Origin of the sequence: Nocardioides sp. NPDC057772, from assembly GCF_042798075.1 — a bacterium.
Lineage (GTDB): Bacteria > Actinomycetota > Actinomycetes > Propionibacteriales > Nocardioidaceae > Nocardioides.
This window is the reverse complement of sequence record NZ_JBHVKN010000041.1, coordinates 1-21,583: the sequence shown is the minus strand read 5'-3', so window position 1 is coordinate 21,583 and position 21,583 is coordinate 1. Positions and strand designations below refer to the sequence as shown.

General features: G+C 69.2%; 22 protein-coding genes. 10 read left to right on the top strand and 12 right to left on the bottom strand.

Features of this window, described 5'->3' with window-relative positions; translation table 11 throughout:
• Positions 1–80 precede the first annotated feature (80 nt).
• The 4 genes from ACFVJS_RS10005 to zwf all read left to right on the top strand — a co-directional run bounded on the left by ACFVJS_RS10005 (position 81) and on the right by zwf (position 5,409).
• Positions 81–2,021 (top strand): anthranilate synthase family protein, encoded by a 1,941-nt coding sequence (locus ACFVJS_RS10005; RefSeq protein ID WP_378878965.1) that lies wholly within the window; start codon positions 81–83, stop codon positions 2,019–2,021.
• Positions 2,018–2,587 (top strand): anthranilate synthase component II, encoded by a 570-nt coding sequence (locus ACFVJS_RS10000; protein WP_378878961.1) that lies wholly within the window; start codon positions 2,018–2,020, stop codon positions 2,585–2,587. The genes ACFVJS_RS10005 and ACFVJS_RS10000 overlap by 4 nt, the downstream gene beginning before the upstream one ends.
• 7 nt (positions 2,588–2,594) lie before the next feature.
• Positions 2,595–3,863 (top strand): anthranilate synthase component I family protein, encoded by a 1,269-nt coding sequence (locus ACFVJS_RS09995; RefSeq protein WP_378878958.1) that lies wholly within the window; start codon positions 2,595–2,597, stop codon positions 3,861–3,863.
• A gap of 88 nt (positions 3,864–3,951) precedes the next feature.
• Positions 3,952–5,409 (top strand): glucose-6-phosphate dehydrogenase, encoded by a 1,458-nt coding sequence (gene zwf, locus ACFVJS_RS09990; protein WP_378878955.1) that lies wholly within the window; start codon positions 3,952–3,954, stop codon positions 5,407–5,409.
• Positions 5,410–5,413: 4 nt separating this feature from the next.
• Here zwf and ACFVJS_RS09985 read toward each other — a convergent pair whose 3' ends face one another.
• The 8 genes from ACFVJS_RS09985 to ACFVJS_RS09950 all read right to left on the bottom strand — a co-directional run bounded on the left by ACFVJS_RS09985 (position 5,414) and on the right by ACFVJS_RS09950 (position 11,978).
• Entirely contained in the window at positions 5,414–5,950 is a 537-nt protein-coding gene (locus ACFVJS_RS09985; RefSeq protein ID WP_378878952.1) for a hypothetical protein, read from the bottom strand.
• Complete coding sequence (locus ACFVJS_RS09980; RefSeq protein ID WP_378878949.1) at positions 5,947–7,383, bottom strand: sensor histidine kinase; 1,437 nt, start codon at positions 7,381–7,383, stop codon at positions 5,947–5,949. Before ACFVJS_RS09980 ends, ACFVJS_RS09985 begins: the two co-directional genes overlap by 4 nt.
• A complete protein-coding gene (locus ACFVJS_RS09975; protein ID WP_378878996.1) occupies positions 7,380–8,054 on the bottom strand; it encodes a response regulator transcription factor in 675 nt (224 codons plus the stop codon). The genes ACFVJS_RS09980 and ACFVJS_RS09975 overlap by 4 nt, the downstream gene beginning before the upstream one ends.
• Positions 8,055–8,157: 103 nt before the next feature.
• Positions 8,158–8,940 (bottom strand): ABC transporter permease, encoded by a 783-nt coding sequence (locus tag ACFVJS_RS09970; protein ID WP_378878946.1) that lies wholly within the window; start codon positions 8,938–8,940, stop codon positions 8,158–8,160.
• Positions 8,940–9,947, bottom strand: coding sequence for an ATP-binding cassette domain-containing protein (locus ACFVJS_RS09965; RefSeq protein WP_378878943.1), 1,008 nt, complete (start codon positions 9,945–9,947; stop codon positions 8,940–8,942). The genes ACFVJS_RS09970 and ACFVJS_RS09965 overlap by 1 nt, the downstream gene beginning before the upstream one ends.
• Positions 9,948–10,086: 139 nt before the next feature.
• Positions 10,087–10,728 carry a PadR family transcriptional regulator gene (locus ACFVJS_RS09960; RefSeq protein WP_378878940.1) on the bottom strand — a complete coding sequence of 214 codons (642 nt, stop codon included), beginning with the start codon at positions 10,726–10,728 and terminating at the stop codon, positions 10,087–10,089.
• A 31-nt stretch (positions 10,729–10,759) separates the two neighbouring features.
• Entirely contained in the window at positions 10,760–11,176 is a 417-nt protein-coding gene (locus ACFVJS_RS09955) for a VOC family protein (RefSeq protein WP_378878938.1), read from the bottom strand.
• Between the two features lie 10 nt (positions 11,177–11,186).
• On the bottom strand, positions 11,187–11,978 hold the full coding sequence (locus ACFVJS_RS09950) for a DUF899 family protein (RefSeq protein ID WP_378878935.1): 792 nt from the start codon (positions 11,976–11,978) through the stop codon (positions 11,187–11,189).
• Between the two features lie 53 nt (positions 11,979–12,031).
• Here ACFVJS_RS09950 and ACFVJS_RS09945 point away from each other — a divergent pair, with 53 nt between their 5' ends.
• Together ACFVJS_RS09945 and ACFVJS_RS09940 are read left to right on the top strand one after the other, a co-directional pair.
• Complete coding sequence (locus ACFVJS_RS09945) at positions 12,032–12,709, top strand: winged helix-turn-helix transcriptional regulator (RefSeq protein ID WP_378878932.1); 678 nt, start codon at positions 12,032–12,034, stop codon at positions 12,707–12,709.
• 98 nt (positions 12,710–12,807) lie between these two features.
• Complete coding sequence (locus ACFVJS_RS09940; protein ID WP_378878930.1) at positions 12,808–13,509, top strand: winged helix-turn-helix transcriptional regulator; 702 nt, start codon at positions 12,808–12,810, stop codon at positions 13,507–13,509.
• Between the two features lie 18 nt (positions 13,510–13,527).
• On the opposite strand, the gene ACFVJS_RS09935 is transcribed toward ACFVJS_RS09940, so the two are convergent.
• Positions 13,528–13,869 carry a hypothetical protein gene (locus ACFVJS_RS09935; protein WP_378878927.1) on the bottom strand — a complete coding sequence of 114 codons (342 nt, stop codon included), beginning with the start codon at positions 13,867–13,869 and terminating at the stop codon, positions 13,528–13,530.
• A gap of 112 nt (positions 13,870–13,981) precedes the next feature.
• Between ACFVJS_RS09935 and ACFVJS_RS09930 the strand changes: the two genes are divergently transcribed.
• Positions 13,982–14,860 (top strand): AAA family ATPase, encoded by an 879-nt coding sequence (locus ACFVJS_RS09930; RefSeq protein WP_378878925.1) that lies wholly within the window; start codon positions 13,982–13,984, stop codon positions 14,858–14,860.
• Complete coding sequence (locus tag ACFVJS_RS09925; protein WP_378878923.1) at positions 14,857–16,218, top strand: VWA domain-containing protein; 1,362 nt, start codon at positions 14,857–14,859, stop codon at positions 16,216–16,218. Before ACFVJS_RS09930 ends, ACFVJS_RS09925 begins: the two co-directional genes overlap by 4 nt.
• A 7-nt stretch (positions 16,219–16,225) precedes the next feature.
• Here ACFVJS_RS09925 and ACFVJS_RS09920 read toward each other — a convergent pair whose 3' ends face one another.
• From ACFVJS_RS09920 to ACFVJS_RS09910, 3 genes are all read right to left on the bottom strand, one after another.
• Entirely contained in the window at positions 16,226–17,002 is a 777-nt protein-coding gene (locus ACFVJS_RS09920) for a GntR family transcriptional regulator (protein ID WP_378878920.1), read from the bottom strand.
• Positions 17,003–17,463: 461 nt separating this feature from the next.
• Positions 17,464–18,972: a spermidine synthase gene (locus ACFVJS_RS09915; protein ID WP_378878918.1), complete on the bottom strand. Its 1,509-nt coding sequence runs from the start codon at positions 18,970–18,972 to the stop codon at positions 17,464–17,466.
• A 10-nt stretch (positions 18,973–18,982) separates the two neighbouring features.
• Positions 18,983–19,894, bottom strand: coding sequence for a DMT family transporter (locus ACFVJS_RS09910; RefSeq protein ID WP_378878916.1), 912 nt, complete (start codon positions 19,892–19,894; stop codon positions 18,983–18,985).
• 41 nt (positions 19,895–19,935) lie between these two features.
• Here ACFVJS_RS09910 and ACFVJS_RS09905 point away from each other — a divergent pair, with 41 nt between their 5' ends.
• On the top strand, positions 19,936–20,424 hold the full coding sequence (locus ACFVJS_RS09905) for a MarR family winged helix-turn-helix transcriptional regulator (RefSeq protein WP_378878914.1): 489 nt from the start codon (positions 19,936–19,938) through the stop codon (positions 20,422–20,424).
• A 91-nt stretch (positions 20,425–20,515) separates the two neighbouring features.
• Positions 20,516–21,511, top strand: coding sequence for a MerR family transcriptional regulator (locus ACFVJS_RS09900; protein ID WP_378878912.1), 996 nt, complete (start codon positions 20,516–20,518; stop codon positions 21,509–21,511).
• Positions 21,512–21,583 lie beyond the last annotated feature (72 nt).

Below are 21,583 nucleotides of genomic sequence, written 5' to 3'. Positions count from 1 at the left end.
CGAGGGCACGACGGGGTTGCACGTGGCCCACCATCCGAATCGAATGGGTCTGGCGCGAGCACGCGGATTAGGCTCATCCCATGACGACCAACAGCCCTGCCCGGACCGCGATCGAGGAGATCACGGGGCATGAGGCGTGGGCGATCATCCGGCGCTCCTCGCGGGCCGGCGACCGGGACACGGTCGGGGTGCTCGCGGGCACGAGGTCGGTGGTCGAGTCGCTGCTCGACGTGCCTCTCGAGGAGGGTGCCCCGGAGCCCGGCAAGGTGGCCGACCGGCTGCTCGCGGTGCCGTTCCGGCAGGTGACCGAGCGCGGCTTCGAGGCGCACGACGACGGCACCCCGCTGGTGGTCGTCGACGTCGAGCGCGAGTGGGAGTTCTCGGTCGCCGAGGTGATCGAGGCGCTGCCGGACGTGCCCGTGGAGTTCACCGACCGCGGTGGGTTCGACGTGGACGACGACACCTACGCCGACCTGGTCAAGACCGTCATCGAGGACGAGATCGGCCAGGGCGAGGGCGCCAACTTCGTGATCGGCCGCCATTACCGGGCCCAGCTCGACGACTGGAACCACGACCGCGCGCTCACCGTGCTGCGTCGTCTTCTGGAGCGCGAGCGCGGGGCCTACTGGACCTACTGCTTCTTCACCGGCGACCGCTACCTGATCGGGGCGAGCCCGGAGCGCCATGTCAGCGTCCACGGCGGCGACGTCCGGATGAACCCGATCTCCGGCACCTTCCGGCTGCCACACGACCTCGAGGGAACGCCCGAGAAGATCGCCCACGACCTCAAGGGGCAGCTGACCGACTTCCTGACGGATCAGAAGGAGGTCTACGAGCTCTTCATGGTGGTCGACGAGGAGCTCAAGATGATGTGCGACATCTGCGACCAGGGCGGCCAGGTGCTCGGGCCGTTCCTGAAGCCGATGTCACGGCTGATCCACACCGAATACCTGCTCGCCGGCCGCTCCGGGCGTGATCCGCGCGAGATCCTGCGCGACACGATGTACGCCGCCACCGTCACCGGCTCACCGGTGGAGAACGCGTGCCGGCTGATCAAGAAGTACGAGCCGGAGGGCCGTGGCTACTACGGCGCCGCCCTCGCGCTGCTCGGCCGTGACGAGTCCGGTGCGCCGACGGTCGATTCGCCGATCGTGATCCGGACCGCGGACGTGTCGCTGACCGGTGAGCTGAAGGTGAGCGCCGGGGCGACCCTGGTGCGCGACTCCGACCCGAACTACGAGGTCGCCGAGACGCACGCCAAGGCCGGCGGGATCCTGTCGGCCTTCGGACTGGTGCCGGCCGCGCCGGCGCTCGCGCAGGACGTCTCCGAGCTGGTCAACGACGAGGACCTGCTGCTGACCCTGGCCGCCCGCAACCGCCGGCTGTCGTCGTTCTGGCTCACCGACCAGGCCGACGAGGAGCCCTCGGCCCACCTCGCCGGCAAGCACGCGGTGATCCTCGACGGCGAGGACGACTTCGTACGCATGCTGCGCCACGTCCTCCGGGTGCTCGGCATGACCTCGTCGGTGGTCCGCCACGAGGACTACGAGGATGGTGCTTTCGAGGGTGCCGATCTGGTGATCGTCGGTCCCGGGCCGGGCGACCCGCGCGACGACGAGGACCCCAAGATGGCCAAGCTGCGCTCCGCGGTGGCGTCGCTGCTCGAGAGCGGACAGCCTTTCCTGGCGGTCTGCCTCGGCCACCAGGCGCTGTGCCACCAGCTCGGGATCGGGCTGCACTACAAGGACATCGTCTTCCAGGGCACCCAGACCCGGGTCGGCCTCGGGTTCGGCGGACGGCCGCGGCGCGAGCGGGTCGGCTTCTACAACACCTTCGTGGGACGCCTCGGGTCGACGGAGCTGCCCGCGGGGGTCTCGGTGGACGCCGACCCCGAGACGGGTGACATCCACGCGATCTCCGGACCCCACTACGCCGGCATCCAGTTCCACGCGGAGTCGGTCCTCACCGAGCGTGGCTACGACCTCATCCACGACGTCGTCAGCGACCTTCTAGCCCAATGAGCGCCCGCGTTGTGGTGGTCGACCACCACGACTCCTACGTGTGGAGCCTCGTCCACATGATCGCGCAGGTCACCGGCGAGATGCCGGACGTCGTCGAGCACGACGAGGTGAAGCTCGGCGACCTGGCCGGCTACTCCCATGTGGTGCTCTCGCCCGGGCCCGGCCACCCTGCCGACCCGGCGGACTTCGCGGTCGGGCGTGACGTACTCCTGGCGGCGGGGCGGCCCGTCCTCGGCGTCTGCCTGGGGATGCAGGGCCTGGTGACCGCCTACGGCGGGGTCGTCGACCGGATCGAGCCCGCCCACGGTGAGGTCGCGCAGGTGACCCATGACGGCCAGGGTGTGTTCGCGGGCCTCCCGTCCCCGCTCGAGGCGGTGCGCTACCACTCCCTCGCGGCCGTCTCCGTGCCTGATGTCCTGGAGATCACGGCCCGGTCCGAGGACGGGGTCGTGATGGGCGTACGCCACCGGTCGCTGCCGCTGGAAGGCGTGCAGTTCCATCCCGAGTCTGTGCTCTCCCAGCACGGTGCGGCGATGGTCGCGAACTTCCTGAACCGGCAGGTCTGAGGCAGCGGTGAGCGTCGAGGACCTCTTCGCCGAGGTGGCCGCCGCACACCCGCGCTGCGTCTGGCTCGACGGCGGTGGCGCGCGCGAGTGGTCCGGCACCCGGTCCCTGATCGGCTGGCTGGAGGACGACGACGTCTCGCTGACGTACTCGGCCGCTCGGCGTGAGGTTCTGCGCCATGCCGGCGGGCGCTCCGAGGTCGTCGGCGACGACATCTGGGAGGTTCTCGAACGCGAGGTCGGGCCCGGGGAGCAGTGGTTCGGCTATCTCGGCTACGCCTGCCGGCCCGATCTCCCCGCCGCTCCGTCGCAGGACGTTCCCGATGCGGTCTGGATGCGGCCGTCGCACATCCGGCTCTTCGAGCACGAACTTCTCGGGCAATCCCTGCACTTCTCGGGTGTTGCAATGCCAGAGAAGTGCAGGAATACCCGGTTAACCGGGGATTCCTCCCCGCCGTCCCCCGCCTACCGCGCCGCCTTCGCCCAGATCCAAGACGCCCTCCACGCCGGCGACACCTACGAGGCCAACCTGACCTACCGCACCACGGTCGAAGCCGAGGCCGACCCGGTGGAGACATATCTGCGGCTCAGAAGCATCAACCCCGCCCCGTACGCAGGGTTCCTCCAGCACGACGTCGCCGGCCACGCTGCGTGGCTGCTGAGCTCGAGCCCGGAGCGGTACGCGGTCATCGACGAGGAGCGCACGATCGAGACCAGGCCGATCAAGGGGACGACGCCACGAGGTGCCACGGCAGAACAGGACGCCGCCAACGCGGAGCTGCTGCGTACGGATCCCAAGCTGCGCAGCGAGAACCTGATGATCGCCGACCTGCTCCGCAACGACCTGGCGATGGTGTGCGATCCAGGGACGGTGGAGGTGCCGGGCCTGATGCAGGTGGAGTCCTACGAGACCGTGCACCAGCTCGTCACCACGGTCCGAGGACGCCTCAGCGACGGGATCACCACGATCGAAGCGCTGCGCAGGCTCTTCCCCGCCGGCTCGATGACGGGTGCGCCGAAGCTCCGCACCATGGAGGTCATCGAGCGGGCCGAGCGTGACCTGGGCGGCCCGAGGGCGGCGTACGCCGGGGCGTTCGGCTGGATCTCGGGCGACGGCCCTGCTGATCTGGGCGTCGTCATCCGCACCCTGACGACCCACGACACCCGCACCTGGCGCATCGGCACCGGCGGCGGGATCACCGTCAGATCGGACGTCGCCGAGGAGGCCGCCGAGGCTCGGTTGAAGGCCGATCGTGTGCGTGCTTCCCTCGGTAGATGATCAATCAGGTGAAAAGACGGCGACACGTTGAGACGGCGGTCGTTGTCTATTGGATCGTTCATAAAACGAGGACTACCGTGGACTCATCATGGCGACCATCGACGACAAAGCCCTGCCACATGTGATCGTGCTCTTCGGTGCGACGGGCGATCTGGCGCGCCGCAAGCTCCTGCCCGGCCTGCTCCGGCTCAACGAGGCCGGGCTGATGACGGATGCCCAGATCGTCGGCACGTCCCTGGAGGAGATGTCCGACGAGCAGTTCGTCGCTTTCGCTCGCGAGGCGTGCGAGGAGTTCGGCAAGGGCGACATCACCGACGAGCGGTGGAAGGCGTTCGCAGGGATGCTCTCCTACGTCTCCACCAAGGAAGGCCCGCACGCGCTCGCCGATGCGGTGAAGCTCGCCGAGAAGAAGCTCCAGGGCGTCGCCAGCGACGTACGCCGCCTCCACTACCTCAGCGTCCCGCCCAAGGCCGCCCAGGACGTGATCCGCCAGCTCGAGGAGGCCGACCTCGTCGAGCGCGCCCGGATCATCATGGAGAAGCCCTTCGGCACCGACCTCGAGTCGGCCAAGGAGCTCAACGCGAAGATCCACGAGGTCTTCACCGAGGAGCAGATCTTCCGGATCGACCACTTCCTCGGCAAGGAGGCCGCGCAGAACATCCTGGCCTTCCGCTTCGCCAACGGTCTCTTCGAACCGATCTGGAACCGCAACTTCATCGACCACGTCCAGATCGACATCCCCGAGACGCTGGGCCTGGAGGGACGCACCGCGTTCTACGAGAGCACCGGCGCCTACCGCGACATGGTCGTCACCCACCTGATGCAGGTGCTGGCGTTCATGGCGATGGAGCCGCCGACCACCCTGGCTCCCGGCCCGATCAGCGAGGAGAAGAACAAGGTCTTCCGCTCGATGCAGCCGATCAAGCCGAAGAACGTCGTGCGCGGTCAATACTCCGGCTACCGCGGCAAGAACGAGGTCGCCGACGACTCCGACACCGAGACCTTCATCGCGCTCAAGGTCACCATCGACAACTGGCGCTGGGCCGGCGTGCCGTTCTTCCTGCGCACCGGCAAGAAGCTCGCCGAGGGCGCGCGGATCATCTCGATCGCGTTCAAGGAGCCCCCGCTGACGATGTTCCCGGCCAACTCCGGCGCCGGCACGCAGGGTCCCGACCACCTCACCTTCGACCTGGCCGACCAGTCGAAGATGTCGCTCTCCTTCTACGGCAAGCGCCCCGGCCCCGGCATGAAGCTCGAGAAGTTGTCCATGCAGTTCTCCACCCAGGACACGACCTCCTCGACCAGCGTCCTGGAGGCTTACGAGCGTCTCATCCACGACGCCATGCGCGGCGACCACACGCTCTTCACGACCGCCGAGGGCATCGAGACGCTCTGGGAGATCTCCCAGCCGCTCCTCGACAACCCGCCGCCGGTGCGCCTCTACGCGCCGGGTTCGTGGGGTCCCAACTCGATCCACCAGCTGATCGCCCCGCACGCCTGGCGGCTGCCGTTCGAGCGCTCCTGGCGGGAGACGAAGAAGCACTGACCGGCTAGGGCGCGTTGGCGCTGAGCTGCTCGAGCAGGGCTTGGGCGGCGCGGTCCATGGCGTCGCCGTCGTACGGCTCCAGGTCGACGGAGTTGAAACTCTGGATCAGGGCGCCGTTCTGGACGAAGCCGGTGACGGCGTACGAGCTGACGCCCTGCTGCTTGACCAGCCGGGCGTCATCGGCGCCCTCGACCTCGGGTTCGCTGACCTTGCCCGACTGCACGTCCATGGTCTTCCACGCGTCCGCGAGGGTGCCTTTGAAGGGCAGGTAGTTCAGCTCGTACGCAGTGCCACCCGACTCCTCGGGCAGGAGCGCACAGCGGGGTGCCGCCGAGGTGCCCTTCTCGACGCGGAGCTGGGCGCCGAGGGCCTTCTCGACCGGAGCGATGTCGAGCCCGTCGCACGGGTTGAACGTCTCCTGGGCGGAGTGGTCGGACCCCGACGCGGACGCCGATGCGGATGGGGAGGCGGGTTCCTCGGCTCCGCAGGCAGCGAGGGAGAGCAGCGCCAGCAGACCGGGCGCCAGGACGGCGTATCTCAACGGTTCAGTCCTTCATTGTTCAACACAGCCGGGGGCGGTTCGGTCGGCCGGGGTGAGGCCGAGCCCGGCAGACGTAGCGTCATCCGTGCGCCGCCGTGCGGGGAGCGGGCCGCGGAGACCGACCCGCCGGTGCGTTCGGCGACCTGCCGGACGATAGCGAGGCCGAGCCCCGACCCAGGCATCGAACGGGCCTCGGTGGAGCGGTAGAACCGGTCGAAGACGTAGGGGATGTCGTCCTCGGCGATGCCCGGTCCCTCGTCGTCGACGTGGAGCACACCGGCGTGCAGGGAGATGTGCACCGTGCCGGAGTCCGGGGACCACTTGGCGGCGTTGTCGAGCAGGTTGGTGACGGCACGCTCGAGCGAGCTGGCGTCGCCCATGACCCACCACGGCGCCATCTCCTCGGTGAAGGTCACCGACGGTGCGCGCAGACGGACCCGGGAGAGCGCCCGGTCCACCACGTCGGAGAGGTCCACCGTCTCGAGCGTCGGCTCGGCCGGCTCGTCGCGGGCCAGCTCGACGAGGTCGCCGATCAGGTTGGTGAGCTCCTCGATCTGGGCGCGGATGTCGCCGAGCAGGTCGGCCCGCTGCTCGCCCGAGATCGAGGCGTCGGCCTGGGTGAGGAGCTCGACGTTGGTGCGGAGCGAGGTCAGCGGCGTACGCAGCTCGTGGGAGGCGTCCGCCACCAGCTGCCGCTGCCGGTCCCGGGACGCGGAGACCGCGGACAGCATCCGGTTGAACGAGGTCGCCAGCCGGGCGATCTCGTCGTCGCCCTCGACCGGGAGCGGGGTGAGGTCCTCGGTGGTCGCGATCCGGTCCACCGACGCGGTCAGGCGCCGCACCGGACGCAGACCGCCTGCTGCCACGACCCACCCGGCGAACGCCGCCGCGACGACCCCGGCGGCGCCGAAGAAGAGCACGACGAACCCGAGCCGCTTGTACATCGCCTGCTGCGGCTCCAGCGACTGCGCCAGCATCAGCGCTGAGTTGCTGTCGGGGATCGGCACGCTCACCACTCGGAACACACCGCTCCGGGTGTGGATCGTCCGAACCGCCTGCTTTGCATGCCCCTTCGCTACCGCCTCCTCAGGCTCCCCTGGCAACGGGAAGGTACCGAGCGTCGGCGACCAGTAGTTATGTGCATCGACGACTTCGGCGATCTGGATGTCGCCGGCGTTCAGCACCCATGTCGGGAAGGCCGCTCCGGTCCGGGTGTCCTGGATGGACGCGGTGCTCGCGGCTGCGACATTGGCTCGCTTCAACAGCGACTCGTCCATGTTGGCCTGCAGCTGGATGCGTACGACGAAGTAGAGCCCGATCGCGATCATGGCGATCGAGCCGGCGACGGCGAGGGTGGTCAGCAGGGTGACCCGGCCCGCCAGGGAGCCGCGGTAGCGCGAGCCGGTGGCCGTCGCGGTCACGGCGCTGCTCACGGCTCCTTCAGCACGTAGCCGATGCCGCGTACGGTGTGGATCAGCCGGGGCTCGCCCTCGGCCTCGGTCTTGCGGCGCAGGTAGCCGACGTAGACCTCCAGCGAGTTGGCCGTGGTCGGGAAGTCGTAGCCCCAGACCTCTTCGAGGATGAAGGACCGGTCGAGTACGCGGCGGGGCCGCCGCAGGAACATCTCCAGGAGCGTGAACTCGGTGCGGGTGAGCTCGATGGCCCGATCGCCGCGGGTGACCTCGCGGGTCGTGGTGTTCATGGTGAGGTCGGCGAAGGACAGGGTCTCCTCGTCCTCCTCGCCGATCGGCGCGGCCCGGCGCAGCAGCGCACGCAGGCGGGCCAGCAGCTCCTCGAGCGCGAACGGCTTGGTGAGGTAGTCGTCGGCCCCGGCGTCGAGGCCGTCCACGCGGTCACCGACCGCGTCGCGGGCGGTCAGCACGAGGATGGGTACGTCGTTGCCCGCTGCCCGCAGCGCCTTGGTGGCCTCGATGCCGTCGAGCCGGGGCATCATCACGTCCATCACCACGACGTCGGGGCCGTGGTTGGCGATCCCGGCGAGCGCCTCGGCGCCGTCGCCGGCCAGGGCGACCACGTAGCCGTTGAACTCCAGGGACCGGCGCAGGGACTCGCGCACGGCCTTGTCGTCGTCGACGACCAGCACGTGCGGCTTGTCACCGGCGGCGTCGCTCGGGATGGCAGGGCTGTTCACACTCCTACCCTGCCACCCCTCGCTGAGGCGCCGCTGAGAGACAGCGCGTGTCTTCCTAAGCGTTCTCCTTGCGGAACGTGGAGATGCCCCACCAGACGGAGAGCACGAACAGGACCAGGGTCCAGCCGACGCCCCAGCCGATGTCGGCGATCCCGAGGTCTCCGAAGAACGAGGCTCGCACCGCGTCGACGATGTGCTTGGTCGGGATGATGTCCGCCAGCGTCTCGAGCCACTGGGCGCCGAAGCTCATCGGGAGGAAGATGCCCGAGAGGAGCAGGATCGGCATCAGCAGCATGTTGGTCACCGGCGCCATCACGTCCTCGCTCTTGACGAGCAGCGCGAACGCGTTGGAGGCGGCGGCCCCGGCGCCACCGATCAGCACCGTGATCGCGATGCCGACGAGGATGCCGAGCGGCTTGAAGTCCATGCCCATCACCAGGCCGAGGGCGACCAGGATGATCGCCTGCACCAGGATCTGCAGCAGGTCACGGTAGAGGCGCCCGAAGAGCAGCGCCCCGCGCGAGGCCGGGGTGACCCGCTCCGCCTCGATGACGCCCTCGCGCCACTCGCCGATGAGCGAGAACCCGGCGAACATCGCGCCGAAGACGCCGAGCTGGACGAGCATGCCGGGGACGAACCAGTTGTAGGCGTTGCCACCGAGCTGCTCGATGAGCGGCTCGAGCAGCGGCCCGAAGAGCACCAGGTAGAGGATCGGCTGCATCACGCCGATGAGCACCCAGGCGGGGTTGCGGAGGTTCATCCGCAGCTGCCGGTTGAAGACGACGAACGACTCCCGCAGGAAGCCGGACTTGAGGACGGGCTGCTGGAACTCGGTCATCACTTCGCCCCCGAATTCTGCTCAGCCTCTTCGGCCTCGGGTGCGCCTTCCTCGGCGTCGCGCAGCGAGCGCCCGGTCAGCGTCAGGAAGACGTCGTCCAGGGTGGGCCGGGCCACCTCGATCGACTCCAGCGAGACGCCGTTGGACTCCAGGTCGCGCAGCAGGCCGGGGACGGCCTTCCCGGCCCGCGGCACCCGGCCGCTGACCAGTCGTTCGTCGACCTCGACGTTCTCCGAGATCGAGCCGAGCTTCTCGCGGGCGATCGCGACCTGCTCGTCGGTGGCGACCTCGAGGGAGACCAGGTCGCCGGAGACGGCTGCCTTCAGGTTCTCCGGGGTGTCGTTGGCGACGATGCGGCCCTGGTCGATGACCATCACCCGGTCGGCGAGGGTGTCGGCCTCGTCGAGGTAGTGGGTGGTCAGGAAGACCGTCGCCCCGTGGTCCGTACGCAGCGAGGCGATGTGGTCCCACAGGTTGGCCCGCGCCTGCGGGTCGAGGCCGGTGGTGGGCTCGTCGAGGAAGACCAGCTTGGGGGCGTGGATCAACGCCATCGCGATGTCGAGTCGGCGCTTCTGGCCGCCGGACATGTTGCGCGGCTTGCGGCGCCAGAGCCCTTCGAGCTGCAGCCGCTCGAAGAGCGCCTGCCCGTTCGCTGTGGCGTCCTTCTTGGACATCCCGTAGAGCATCCCGTGGTCGACGACCTCGTCGCCCGCGTAGGCCCCGGAGAAGGTCGATCCGACCTGGGAGCAGTAGCCGATGCTCCGCCGGACGTCGACGGACTGCTTGGCCACGTCGAAGCCGGCCACCGTGGCGGTGCCGGACGTGGGCTTGAGGAGGGTGGTGAGGATGCGGAGGGTGGTGGTCTTGCCGGCGCCGTTCGGCCCGAGGAAGCCGACGACCTCACCCTCGTCGACGTCGAGATCGACCCCGTCGACCGCGACGACTTCTTTCTTCTGCTTGCCATGGCCGGAGGCGAAGGTGTGCCTCAGGCCGCGTGCGTGGATCATGTGTTACTCCCTTGTGCGTGCGAGTCCAGACAAGCACGGACCACAATCACCCGATTTACCGGGCTATTCAAAGTTGAATGCCCGGAGTGTTCAATTTTGAACCCGGGTTGTCAAACCGATTCCCCGGGAAAGGGGAGCCTCAGCCGCGCAGCATCTCCCGATAGCGCTTCCGGTCGGCGTCCATCTGCCAGCCCGGGTCGTCGTCGGCGGGGGTCCAGCCGGAAGCGTCGCCGGCGAAGAAGAGCTTGCCGCTGCGTACGTCGTCCAGGACCTCCACCAGCCACGATCGCTCGGAGCGGAGCTTGTCGATCTGGAGGTGCAGGCCGCTGACGGTGTGGGGTGGCGCCATGCGCGCATTCACCCGGGCGGCCGCGTCGAGCTCCTTGATCGTGCGCTCGAGGTTCTTCAGCCGGACGCTCAGGTGCTGGACCGCGGCCTTCCGCTCCAGCAGCGGCACCAGCGAGAAGGCGGCGTAGAAGGAGAGGCCGTTGTAGGCGTCGACGGCCTCCAGCGACCGGGTGATCAGGCGCTCCAGCTCCGCGCGGCCGCCGGCGCTGATCTCGTAGACCGCGACCGTACGCCCGTTGTCGACCAGGTCGTGCCTTGTCAGATGGCCCTTGTCGGCGAGCGAGCTCAGTGCGTGGTAGATCGAGCCGGGGTTGATGTTGGCCCACTGGTCGACCTGCCACGACATCAGCTCGCGCCGGATCTGGTAGCCGTTGACGGGCTCGAACAGCGCCACCGCCCCCAGCAGCAGCATCCGTGTGTCGTCTCCGGCCATAGGGAGATTCTAGGGGCGGCACGACCTCGCCTCAGCGGGCCGTCAGCTGCCAGAGATGGCCGTCGGGGTCCGCGACGACCGCGCGGTACTCGCCCCACGGAGCCGCCTCCGGCCCGAGTACGCCGCGGCCGAGAGCCGTCGCGGTCGCATAGCGCGCCTCCACCTCGTCTCGTGAATCGAGCTCGATCGTGACCAGGCACTGCTTCAGGTCGTCCGGGGCGGGGAGGGTCGCCGCATCCATCGGCTCGTCCCCGAGCTGTCCGGTGACCCACTTGAACCCGCCGGTCGGGATCATCATCACCTCGCAGGTCTCTGACAGTGTCGCGCGAAGCGGTTCGGGGACCCCGTCCTGGGCGGGGTCGCCGGGAGTCCCGAGGCCGAGGCCGTCGCGGAGGAAGACATGGGACCGGGACCGGTCACGGGTGGGCAGGGCGATCGTCGTACGCATCTGGTTCTCCTCAGTGGCAGCAGTGGTCGGAGTCGGGGGCGTGGTCGGATCCGAGATCGTCGTCGCGGCCGGCCACGATCCGCGACCACTGCGCTATCGGGCGGCCGCTCACGCCGGGGCGATGGTTGGTGGTCGGCGTCTCCTCGCTGCGGAACTGGCTGCCCTCGCCGCCCGCGCGGCGGGGCCAGCCCTCCGGGGAGTCCTCCCAGGCCTCCTGCCGTCCGTAGACGGTCATGTCGAGGATCCCGTAGGACGCCGACATCGGCTCCACGCCACGGCCCGTGGTGCGGTACGTCTCGAAGACCCGGTCCCCGTCGCGGAGGTAGCAGACCTTGCCGCCGAAGTAGCCGCGCACGTCGAGCGGATCCCAGGAGTCCTCGGGCACGGAGTACCACGGCATCTCCCACCCCATGAAGTCCCGGTAGCGGGAGCTCTCCGGGTAGGGGCCCTGGCAGAGGACCGCGTACGTCACTCCGCGGGAGTGCAGGTAGCCGAGCTCGCCCACCCCGCCGCTGAAGAACGTGCACCCTTCGCACTGGTCGGCGGCCGCATGGCGGGTGTGCCACATGTGGTAGCTCGCGAAGAGCTGCGTACGCCCCTCGAAGGCGTCCAGCAGGCTGACGCGACCCGTGGCGCCGACGAGCGGTGCGGTCGCGTCGACCTCCGTCATCGGGAGCTTTCGGCGGGCGGCGGCGAGGGCGTCGCCGGCGCGCGTGTGCGCCTTCTCCTGGTCGAGGAGCGCGTAGCGCTCGTGCAGATAGGTCGTCCGGTCGACGACGGGCGGGAGTGAGGTCGTGGTCATGCGGACTACGTTAAACATAGTTGATACTCTTGTGAAGAGAGTCAGGAGGATCGATGCCGAAGAAGCAGACGTACGCCGACCTGGGGGATGCCTGCGCGACCGCGCACGCGATGGACGTCATCGGGGACCGGTGGAGCATCGTGATCGCGCGCGAGCTGATGCTCGGCCCGCGCCGGTTCGCCGACCTGGCCTCGGCCGTCGTCGGGATCACGCCCGCGGTCCTCACCGCGAGGCTGAAGGCGCTGCGCGAGACCGGCGTGGTCGAGCAGGCCCAGCTCGACGACCTCGGACAGACCCGCGTCTACCGGCTCACTGAATGGGGGCGGGGCCTGGAGGACGTGATGCGGTCGCTCGGCCGCTGGGCCCAGGGCTCGCCCGGCTTCCCGGTGCCGGAGGGCAGCATGACTCCCGACGGGGTGATCGTCGCGATGCGCACGATGGCGCCCTACGCCACGATGCCCGAGTGGGACGACGGCCCCGTGCGGATCGCGATCATGCTGCACGACGAGCGGCGTCCCGCCGCGGGCGTACGCCGCTATCGGCTGCGCTGGGACGATGACCGCTTCGAGCTGACCGAGGGCGTCGACGATGCGCCCGACGTGACGGTCTCCGGTGACTCGTCCGCCTGGGCTGGTGTGGTCTTCGGCGGAGCGCCGGTCGGCACGATGAGCGTCGAGGGCGACGGGCGGGCCGTGGAGCGGGTCGCCGCTGCGTACGCAGCCATCGCATAGCGCCGGATTCACCGCGCACGGCGGGACCTCTGGCACTGACGACGCGTAGTCCGGGCTCACTACGCTCGATGAGATCGAATGACTCGGAGAGGATCGACGTGACCCTGAACCTGACCTACGGGGACCTCGGAGACGCGTGCGCCGCCGCGCACGCACTGGACCTGATCGGCGACAGGTGGAGCCTGATCGTCGTGCGCGAGCTGATGTTCGGGCCGCGCACCGCACGTGACCTGGAATCGTCCGTGATCGGGGTCGGCGCCGACGAGCTCAAGGACCGGTTGCAGTTTCTCGAGCACGCCGGCGTCGTGGTCGAGACCGAGCTCGGCTACATCACCAAGACCACGGCCTACGCGCTCACCCCGTGGGGCCGTGAGCTCGAGACGATCCTCGGCGCGCTCGGACGCTGGGCCCACGGTTCGTCCCGGTTCCCGATCATGTCCGCTGGGATGACGCCCAGCGGCGTGATGGTGGCGATGCGCACGATGGTGCCCGCCGGCAGCGCGACGACCCCCGAACCGGTCAGCGTCGCCTGGGAGCTCTCCGACGTACGCCGCCCCGACGCCGACCCGCAGCAGTTCCGGCTGATCTGGAAGGGCAACGACTTCGACCTCGCCGAGGGCACGCTCGAAGACGCCGACGTGACCATCGCAGGTGACTCGACAGCGTGGACAGGTGTCGTCTTCATGGGCTTCCCCGTCGACGCCGCGATCGCCGAGGCCGGGCTCCAGGTCGAGGGCGACCGTGCCGCCCTGGACCGCGTGCTCGGACTGTTCGCGAACACACTCGCCGAGGCCAGCTGACCCCGCGCGACGACCTCTCTAGCGGGTCGTCGCGACCGGATCGGCGCAGAACGCGACCAGCTCGCCGCGGGCCTCGCCCTTCTCGATCATCTGGCCGACGTCGAGGGTGACGTGCTTCAGCTCGCCGAGGGGCGTGCGGATGATGGCGCTCTCCCGGCGCCAGGGTGCGATCGTCGGCGGCGCCACGCAGTGGTGCTGCTCGAGCATCGCGGCGAGCTCGGGCTGCTCGCGCTTCGCGAGCGACCGGGGCTCGGCCGGCGTTGTGATGGCAACCAGACAGAAGGCCGCCAGCGCGGTCAGCGCGCAGACCTTCATGGCGACGGCGACGAGCGTCAGCGATCGCGGGGTGTCCGAGTGCACGACGTACCTAACGACCGATCGGTGTCGCGGTGACGGGTCGTTCCGACACTATGACGAAAGTCCCATCCGGACACCGGGAGCGGAGCCGGAGCAGAGTCGCTAGTGTCGCGTCATGCCTTCCCGTACGTCTTCCTGGTTCTCCTCGCCCGCCGAGGCCGTCACCCGCCTGGGAGACGTCGGCTACCTCGCGGACGACTCGACCGCGTTGACGACCTACCTCGCGGGGGCGCTGGAGAAGCCGGTGCTCATCGAAGGGCCGGCCGGTGTGGGCAAGACCGAGCTGGCCAAGGCGGTCACCCGGGCGACCGGCGCGGAGCTGGTGCGGCTGCAGTGCTACGAGGGTCTCGACGAGGCCAGGGCGCTGTACGAGTGGAACTACAAGAAGCAGCTGCTCCGCATCCAGGCCGCCGGCGACGGCCAGGCCTGGGAGGAGACCCACGACGACATCTTCTCCGAAGAGTTTCTGCTGACCAGGCCGCTGCTGACCGCGATCCGCCGCGAGGAGCCGACGGTGCTGCTCATCGACGAGGTCGACAAGACCGACGTCGAGGTCGAGGGTCTGCTGCTCGAGGTGCTCTCCGACTTCCAGGTGACCATCCCCGAGCTCGGCACGATGACCTCGACCCGCCGTCCGCTGGTCGTGCTCACCTCCAACGCCACCCGCGAGCTCTCCGAGGCGCTCAAGCGACGCTGCCTCTATCTCCACCTCGACTATCCCGACGCCGATCGCGAGCGGGAGATCGTGCTCTCCCAGGTTCCTGGTCTCGACGACAAGGTGGCGCGTCAGCTCGTCTCCGTGGTCGGCCGGCTGCGCGAGCTGGAGCTCAAGAAGTCGCCCTCGATCGCCGAGTCGGTCGACTGGGCGCGCACTCTGATCGCGCTCGAGATCACCGACCTCTCCGACAAGGCCGTCGCCGACACCCTCGGTGTCGTCCTCAAGCACTCCTCCGACGTCGACCGTGCGGTCCGAGAGCTGCGGTTGAAGCGGTGACCCTCCTCGACCGGCACATCGAGTTCCTCGAAGCGCTTCGGGGAGCGGGGCTGCCGGTGTCGCTCTCCGAGGGCCTGGACGCGGTCACCGCCCTCGGCCTGATCGGCTGGAACGACCGCACCCAGGTCAAGGAGGCGTACGCCGCGACCCTGGTCAAGCGCGCCAACCAGCGGGCCACCTTCGACGGGCTCTTCGAGCTCTACTTCCCGCGGATGGTCGGCTCGGGCGTCGACACAGACGCCGAGGCCGCCGGGGTCGCGAAGGACGGGCCCGAGGCGCTGGCCGAGTTCACCTCGCGGTTGGCCGAGGCCTTGGAGGCTGACGACGCCGAGATGCTCCGCCAGCTGGCCGCCGAGGCGGTGGCGCGCTTCGGCGCGATGCCCGGCCGTGGTCCGGGCCTGAGCTCGTGGTCGTCCTACACCGCGCTGCGCCGGCTCTCGACCGACGAGCTGACCTCGCGGCTCATCGAGGGGCTCCAGCAGGGCGGTTGGACCGAGGAGGAGGCGGCGCGGGTCGGGAGCCGGCGCGTGGATCGGTTCAGCGGTCTCGTCGAGGCCGACGCCCGCCGTCGGATCGCGGAGGAGAAGGGCCCCGAGCAGATCGCCCGGATCGCCGTACGTCCCACCATCGAGAAGCTCGACTTCCTGCACGCGCGGCGGGCCGACCTCGAAGCGCTCCGGCGCGAGATCTATCCCTTGGCGCGCCGGCTGGCGACCAGGCTCACCCAGGAGCACCACGCTCGTCGCCGCGGGGCGGTGGACCTGCGACGTACCCTGCGGTCCTCGATGTCCACCGGCGGCGTACCCGTCGACCTGAGGTTCCGGCCGAAGCGACCGCACCGCACCGAGCTGGTCATCCTGTGCGACGTCTCCGGGTCGGTGTCCAACTTCGCGACCTTCACGCTGATGCTCGTCTTCGCGCTGCGCGAGCAGTTCGGCAAGGTGCGCGCCTTCACCTTCGTCGATGAGATCCACGAGGTCACCTCGTACTTCCGCCCCGGCGCCGACCTGGTCGACACGATGACGGAGCTGACGAAGGCGACCGAGCACGCCGCCCGGATGGGTCGGACCAACTACGGCCGGGCCTTCTCGCTCTTCCAGGAGCGGCACGCCGACGCCCTCGGCCCGAAGTCGTCGCTGCTGATCCTCGGCGACGCCCGGTCCAACTACTCCGACCTCGCCGTCGGCTCGCTGCGCGCGATGGCCGAGTCGGCGCGCCACTCCTACTGGCTCAACCCCGAGGTCCGTACGCAGTGGGACACCGGCGACTCCGAGGCGACCCGCTACGGGTCGATCATCGAGATGCGGGAGTGCCGCAACCTCACCCAGCTGAGCGAGTTCGTCCACGACCTGGCGTAGCGCCGGGTCACTGCAGCTTCAGGTCCAGCCCGTAGACGATCCGGTCGGCGACGCCGACGGAGTCGGTGATGCACACGACCCGGTCGTCGGCGAGGAAGCGACGCCGGTCGGACAACACGGGTGTGCCGTCGGGGATCTGCAGGTCGAAGGTCTCCTGCGGCGTCGGCATCCGCGACTCGATGTCCATCGCGACCGTGGTGACCTTGATACCGACGGTGGCCAGCAGGTCCTTGATCGGCGGCTGCGGCCAGTCGTCGGTCGGCGTGGCCAGCGGGGTGTCGATGACCAGCGGGTACGGGATGTAGGCCGTGGTGCGGTATTCGGCGGTGTCACCGCTGATGAAGAACGTGTAGGTGGTGCTGAGCAGCTCGCTGCGCGGGTCGAGCTCGAAGGCCTCTCCGAGCTTCTCGCCGGCCGCGATGACCTCGTAGGAGTGCTCGACCGAGATGCCGTCGTCGGGGCCGCGCGGCGGCTGGTGGTAGGCCGCGTCGGGCTTCGCCGGGTGGCTGGGGTCGGTGATCAGCATGCTCATCAGGTCGTAGCGGGTCTTGGTGGCATCGCGTACGAAGACGCCGCGCCCCTGCTCGCTGGTGATGAGGCCTTCGTTGCGCAGCACCGCCAGGCCTCGCCGGATCGTGGCGCGGTCGTAGGGGAAGGTGTCCATCAGCTCGGGCTCGGTCGGTAGACGCTCGCCGGGCAGATAGGTGCCGTCGTCGATCTGGGCCCGCAGATAGTCGGCCACGTGAAGGTATTTCGGCAGGCCGCGCGGACGGGGGTTGCTCATAGGAGAACACGTTACTGAGCCGTACAGATCCCGAATAGCCGCATAGCCCCACCCTTTCCGCCTTGACCCGTTGCAATGAGTGGACATATGGTCGAAGGCGTCTCGGGGCGTTGGGCGCATGGCCCAGCTGTGACTCCGGCGTCTCGAGGCACTCAACGACGAGAGCCATCGACATTCCTTGGGGGGAATTCGTGTTCGTAGACGACCGACTCAGCATGGGATCCAGCGAGAGACCGCCGGTCCTGGCCAAAGACCCGCTGGTCTACCGGACCGACCGGGGCAGCTTCTGGCACCTTCGTTCGGCCAAGAGGAGCAACGGGTACGTCCTGACCGTGTGTGGTCGCCGGCTGGGCACGTGGCACGTGCTGCCGCCGCGTCGGCTCAGCAAGGTCGCGCCCGACCAGGTCTGCGTCGGGTGCCTGCGCAAGATCCCGATCGGGGAGGTGAAGCGCCCGAGCGGGTCAGGCAACCTCGAGCAGGCTGAGGTCGGTGAGCCACTCGACCGGCGCGATGTCGTCCGTGTAGACCGTCCCACCCCGGAGGCCCGGCTCGAGCCGGGACGCCGAGTCGGTGAGGGTGTCGGCCAGATCGGCGGGCTGCGACTCAGCGGTGGCGGTGAGATTCGCAGCGGGATCGGCTTCAGGGTCGACCGTCGCGATCAGGTGGGTGTTGGTCGGACCGGAGTCCGAGCGCCAGACCGCCTCGCCGAACGAGGTCCGCAGCGTTGCGGTGAGGACCTTCTCCAGCGCTGTCGAGCCCTCCGGGTGGGCTGAGTTCACGACGAGCACCCCGCCCGGGTTCAGGTGGGCCTTCGCCAGCGCGAAGAACTCCTTCGTGGTCAGGTAGAAGGGGATGTAGGGCTGGTGGTAGGCGTCGACCATGATCGCGTCGTACTTCCGGGTCTGCTTCTGCAGCCACGGGCGGGCGTCGGCGGTGTGGAGGTGGAGGTTGGGCTGGTCCTCGAGGTCGAAGAGCTCCTGGCCGACCTTGGTGACCTCCTCGTCGATCTCGACGGCGTCGACCCGGGTGTCGGGGGCGAAGTGGCCGAACTGGCGCGCGGTGGTCCCGGCGGCCGAGCCCAGGATCGCCACCGACTTCGGGGCCTCCGCGCCGGCGTACGACAGCGAGAGCATCTCGTCCCAGTAGGCGCCGGTGAGCCACTCGCCCTCGGTGTAGACCGAGTGCACCGCGTGGCCTTCGTTGAGCTCGAGGTAACGGGTGCCGTCGTCGTACTCGACCACGCGGGCGTACTGGTACTCCGTCTCCTTCTCCCAGATCACCTCGCCGCCATTGCTGGTCAGGGTCTTGATCGACCCGGTCGGGAACGCGATCAGGGCGAGGATCGCGACCGGGACGACGGCGGCCGGCAGGCGCCGCTTGACGAGGTGCGGGATCGCGCAGACCGCCATGCAGAGCGCGAAGATCAGGAACGTACGCCGCGTCCCGACGACCGGGATGAGGAACAGCGAGGCGGCGAAGGTGCCGACCAGCGACCCGACCGTCGAGATCGCGTAGAGGCGTCCGGCCGCGTGGCCGGCGTCCTCGACGGCCTCGACGCTCAAGCGGACTGCGTAGGGGCTGACGATGCCGAGCAGGAACAGCGGGATCGCGAGCAGGACGCCCACCCCGACCAGCGAGCCTGCGAAGGTGGCGATGCTGAGCTGGTCGACCGCCTTGACCGCGAGCGGGAGGAACGGGTCGGCGATGAACGGCACCGCGGCGAGGAGGGCGGCGGCGACGAGCACGATCTTGGCGAGGCCCGAGGGGTGCGGGTTCCTGTCGGCGATCTTGCCGCCGACGGAGTAGCCGAGTGCGAGCGCCACCAGCACCGTGGCGATCGTGTTGGCCCACACGATCGTCGAGTCGCCGAACCACGGAGCGAGCAGCCGTGCCGCGGCCATCTCCGATCCCAAGGTGCCGGCACCGACGGTGAAGACGAGCAGCTCGAGCGCACGCGCACGCAGTTTCATGGAGGTGAACTTATCCGGCGACTCCAACGTCCGCACACGAACCCGGTGAAGGCGTACGTCGCGGCCTGAGCCGGTCGAGCACGGCGGGCTGTCCGAGGAGTACGCCACCGAGCACCAGCGCCATCCCGAGAGCGCTCACCGGGGTGAGGTGCTCGCCCGCGAGGACGAGCCCGATGAGGATGCCGGCGACCGGGTTCAGCAGGCCGATCAGGGACACCGCGGCCGCGGGAAGCCGGCGGGCGCCGCGGAACCAGACCGCGTAGGCGACGACCGTGCCGACGATGCCGATGTAGGCGTAGCCGCCGACCGCCGGCAGGTCGAGCGTGGGCGGCGGGCCTTCGACGAGAAGGGCCACCGGGGTCAGGAGCAGACCGCCCAGGACGAGCTGCCAGGCGGTGAAGGTGAGCAGGCCGACGGGCGGCTGCCAGACCTTGACGAGGATGAAGCCGGTGGCGAAGACGGCCACCGAGGCGAAGGCGGCCAGCACGCCGAGCAGATCGAGGCTCGCGCCGCCGCGGAGCACGAGCAGAGCGACCCCGATGGCGCCGACGACGCCGGCCGCGAGCGATCCGGCGCGTGGTCGTTCGCCGGCGAAGGCCCAGGCCAGCAGCATCACCACGATCGGCGAGACCGCGGTCAGGGTCGCGGCGAGGCCGCCGGGGAGCCGGTAGGCGGCGACGAAGACGAGGGTGAAGAACGCCGCGAAGTTGAGCAGGCCGAGCGCGGCCGTGCGCCACCACCAGGAGCCGTGGAGCAAGCTCGGTCGGAGCGCCAGGAGCAGGAGGCCGAAGGGGAGCGCCCGGACCACGGCTCCGAACAGCGGCCGGTCCGGCGGCAGGAACGTGGCGGTGACGAAGTAGCCCGACCCCCAGGCCACCGGGGCGATCGCGGTCAGCGTGAGGGTGGCGAATCTACTTTCCATGGAAGAGATAATATCTTCCATGTCAGATATATTCCAGAGTCATGGCAGACCATGTCTCGACCGTGATGGCGCAGTGGGAGCGAGAGCGGCCCGACCTCGACGTCACCCCGCAGGCCGTCATCGGCCGAGTCCACCGCATCGCGCTGCGGCTCACCGACGAGCTCGTGGCGGTCTACGCCCAGCACGGGCTCGGGGAGGGGGAGTTCGACGTGCTCGCGACGCTGCGACGGCAAGGTGCTCCGTACGCCCTGACTCCGAAGGAGCTCGGCGAGCAAACGATGGTCTCCTCGGGAGCGGTCACCAAGCGCGTCGACCGGTGCCTGGCCCAGGGCTGGGTCAGCCGTGGCCGTCGTGACGAGGACGGGCGCGGGCGCCGGATCGCCCTGACCGAGAGCGGACGAGAGCTGATCGACGCCGCCTTCACCGACCACATCGCCAACGAGCATCGCCTGCTGGCCGTCTTCACCGCCGCCGAACGACGCTCGCTCGCCCGGCTGCTGGAGAAGTGGGCTGAGCAGACCGGGGCTTGAGCTTGCCCCAAGGGCAGACACCAATCTGATGACACCGGTGACCATCACCGGGGAGGATGGTGAGCATGAGCGAGCGTCAGCGAGCGACCGCATGAGCGGCCTGGAGGGGCTTGTGAACATCGGCGATTTCGCCCGGGAGACCGGGCTGACGCCGAAGGCACTGAGGTTGTACGACGACCTGGGTCTGCTACCGCCTGCCGAGGTGGACGCACACTCGGGCTACCGTCGCTATGCGCCTGACCAGGTAGGACTCGCCCGACTGGTGGCGACCCTGCGCCTGGTCGGGATGCCGCTGGCCCGGATCCGGGAGATCCTCGACATGCCGGCCGCCGCCGCGGCGGCGGAGATCGAGAGGTACTGGCGCCAGGTCGAGGCCGACACAGCCACGCGGCGCACCATGGTCTCCATCCTCGTCCACGCGATGAGGAACGAGGCACGACCGATGACAACCACCACCGAGAGACTGCACGCGGAGTTCGGCGTCAGCCACGAACAGGGTGGCCGCGCCACCCAGCAGGACGCGCTCCTGGTCACCCCCGAGCTGATCGCCGTCGCCGACGGCTTCGGGGATCGCGATGATCTCGCCGGGGCGGTCCTGACCGCGTACGCCGCCGGCGGGCTGACCTCTGCGATCCACGAGGTCTTCGGCGAGGTGCCGAAGTCGGGCACCACCCTGACCGCGATCGACCTGCACGGCTCGACCGCGCGGATCACCCACATCGGCGACGCGAGGGTCTACCTCGTCCGCGATGGAGACGTACGCCAGGTCACCCACGACCACACGGTGGTCGCGGCCATGGTCGAGGCGGGTCAGCTGACCCTCGAGGAGGCTCGCTCCCACGAGCACCGGGCGCTGCTCAACCGCGCCCTCGTCCCGGGAGTCGTCGCCGACGAGATCTCGCTCGATCTGATGTCAGGCGACCGGCTCGTGCTGAGCACCGACGGCGTCCACTCCTACGTGGACGACCTGGCCGCTCTGATCACCGCGGAGGCCGGTCCTCAGGAGGTTGCCGACGCAGTGGGCGCCGCCGTCGTGACTGCTGGGGAGCCGGACAATCACACCATCGTGGTCGCCGACCTGACCTGACTTCTCTGGCAATCCCTGCACTTCTCTGGCATTGCAACGCCAGAGAAGTGCAGGGATACCCGGTTAACCGGG

Bases quoted from the DNA above. Each gene is read 5' to 3' on its own strand.
- ACFVJS_RS10005 (WP_378878965.1), top strand. From the start codon at position 81: ATGACGACCAACAGCCCTGCCCGGACCGCGATCGAGGAGATCACGGGG.
- ACFVJS_RS10000 (WP_378878961.1), top strand. From the start codon at position 2,018: ATGAGCGCCCGCGTTGTGGTGGTCGACCACCACGACTCCTACGTGTGG.
- zwf (WP_378878955.1), top strand. From the start codon at position 3,952: ATGGCGACCATCGACGACAAAGCCCTGCCACATGTGATCGTGCTCTTC.
- ACFVJS_RS09970 (WP_378878946.1), bottom strand. From the start codon at position 8,940: ATGACCGAGTTCCAGCAGCCCGTCCTCAAGTCCGGCTTCCTGCGGGAG.
- ACFVJS_RS09965 (WP_378878943.1), bottom strand. From the start codon at position 9,947: ATGATCCACGCACGCGGCCTGAGGCACACCTTCGCCTCCGGCCATGGC.
- ACFVJS_RS09960 (WP_378878940.1), bottom strand. From the start codon at position 10,728: ATGGCCGGAGACGACACACGGATGCTGCTGCTGGGGGCGGTGGCGCTG.
- ACFVJS_RS09955 (WP_378878938.1), bottom strand. From the start codon at position 11,176: ATGCGTACGACGATCGCCCTGCCCACCCGTGACCGGTCCCGGTCCCAT.
- ACFVJS_RS09950 (WP_378878935.1), bottom strand. From the start codon at position 11,978: ATGACCACGACCTCACTCCCGCCCGTCGTCGACCGGACGACCTATCTG.
- ACFVJS_RS09945 (WP_378878932.1), top strand. From the start codon at position 12,032: ATGCCGAAGAAGCAGACGTACGCCGACCTGGGGGATGCCTGCGCGACC.
- ACFVJS_RS09930 (WP_378878925.1), top strand. From the start codon at position 13,982: ATGCCTTCCCGTACGTCTTCCTGGTTCTCCTCGCCCGCCGAGGCCGTC.
- ACFVJS_RS09920 (WP_378878920.1), bottom strand. From the start codon at position 17,002: ATGAGCAACCCCCGTCCGCGCGGCCTGCCGAAATACCTTCACGTGGCC.
- ACFVJS_RS09915 (WP_378878918.1), bottom strand. From the start codon at position 18,972: ATGAAACTGCGTGCGCGTGCGCTCGAGCTGCTCGTCTTCACCGTCGGT.
- ACFVJS_RS09910 (WP_378878916.1), bottom strand. From the start codon at position 19,894: ATGGAAAGTAGATTCGCCACCCTCACGCTGACCGCGATCGCCCCGGTG.
- ACFVJS_RS09905 (WP_378878914.1), top strand. From the start codon at position 19,936: ATGGCAGACCATGTCTCGACCGTGATGGCGCAGTGGGAGCGAGAGCGG.
- ACFVJS_RS09900 (WP_378878912.1), top strand. From the start codon at position 20,516: ATGAGCGGCCTGGAGGGGCTTGTGAACATCGGCGATTTCGCCCGGGAG.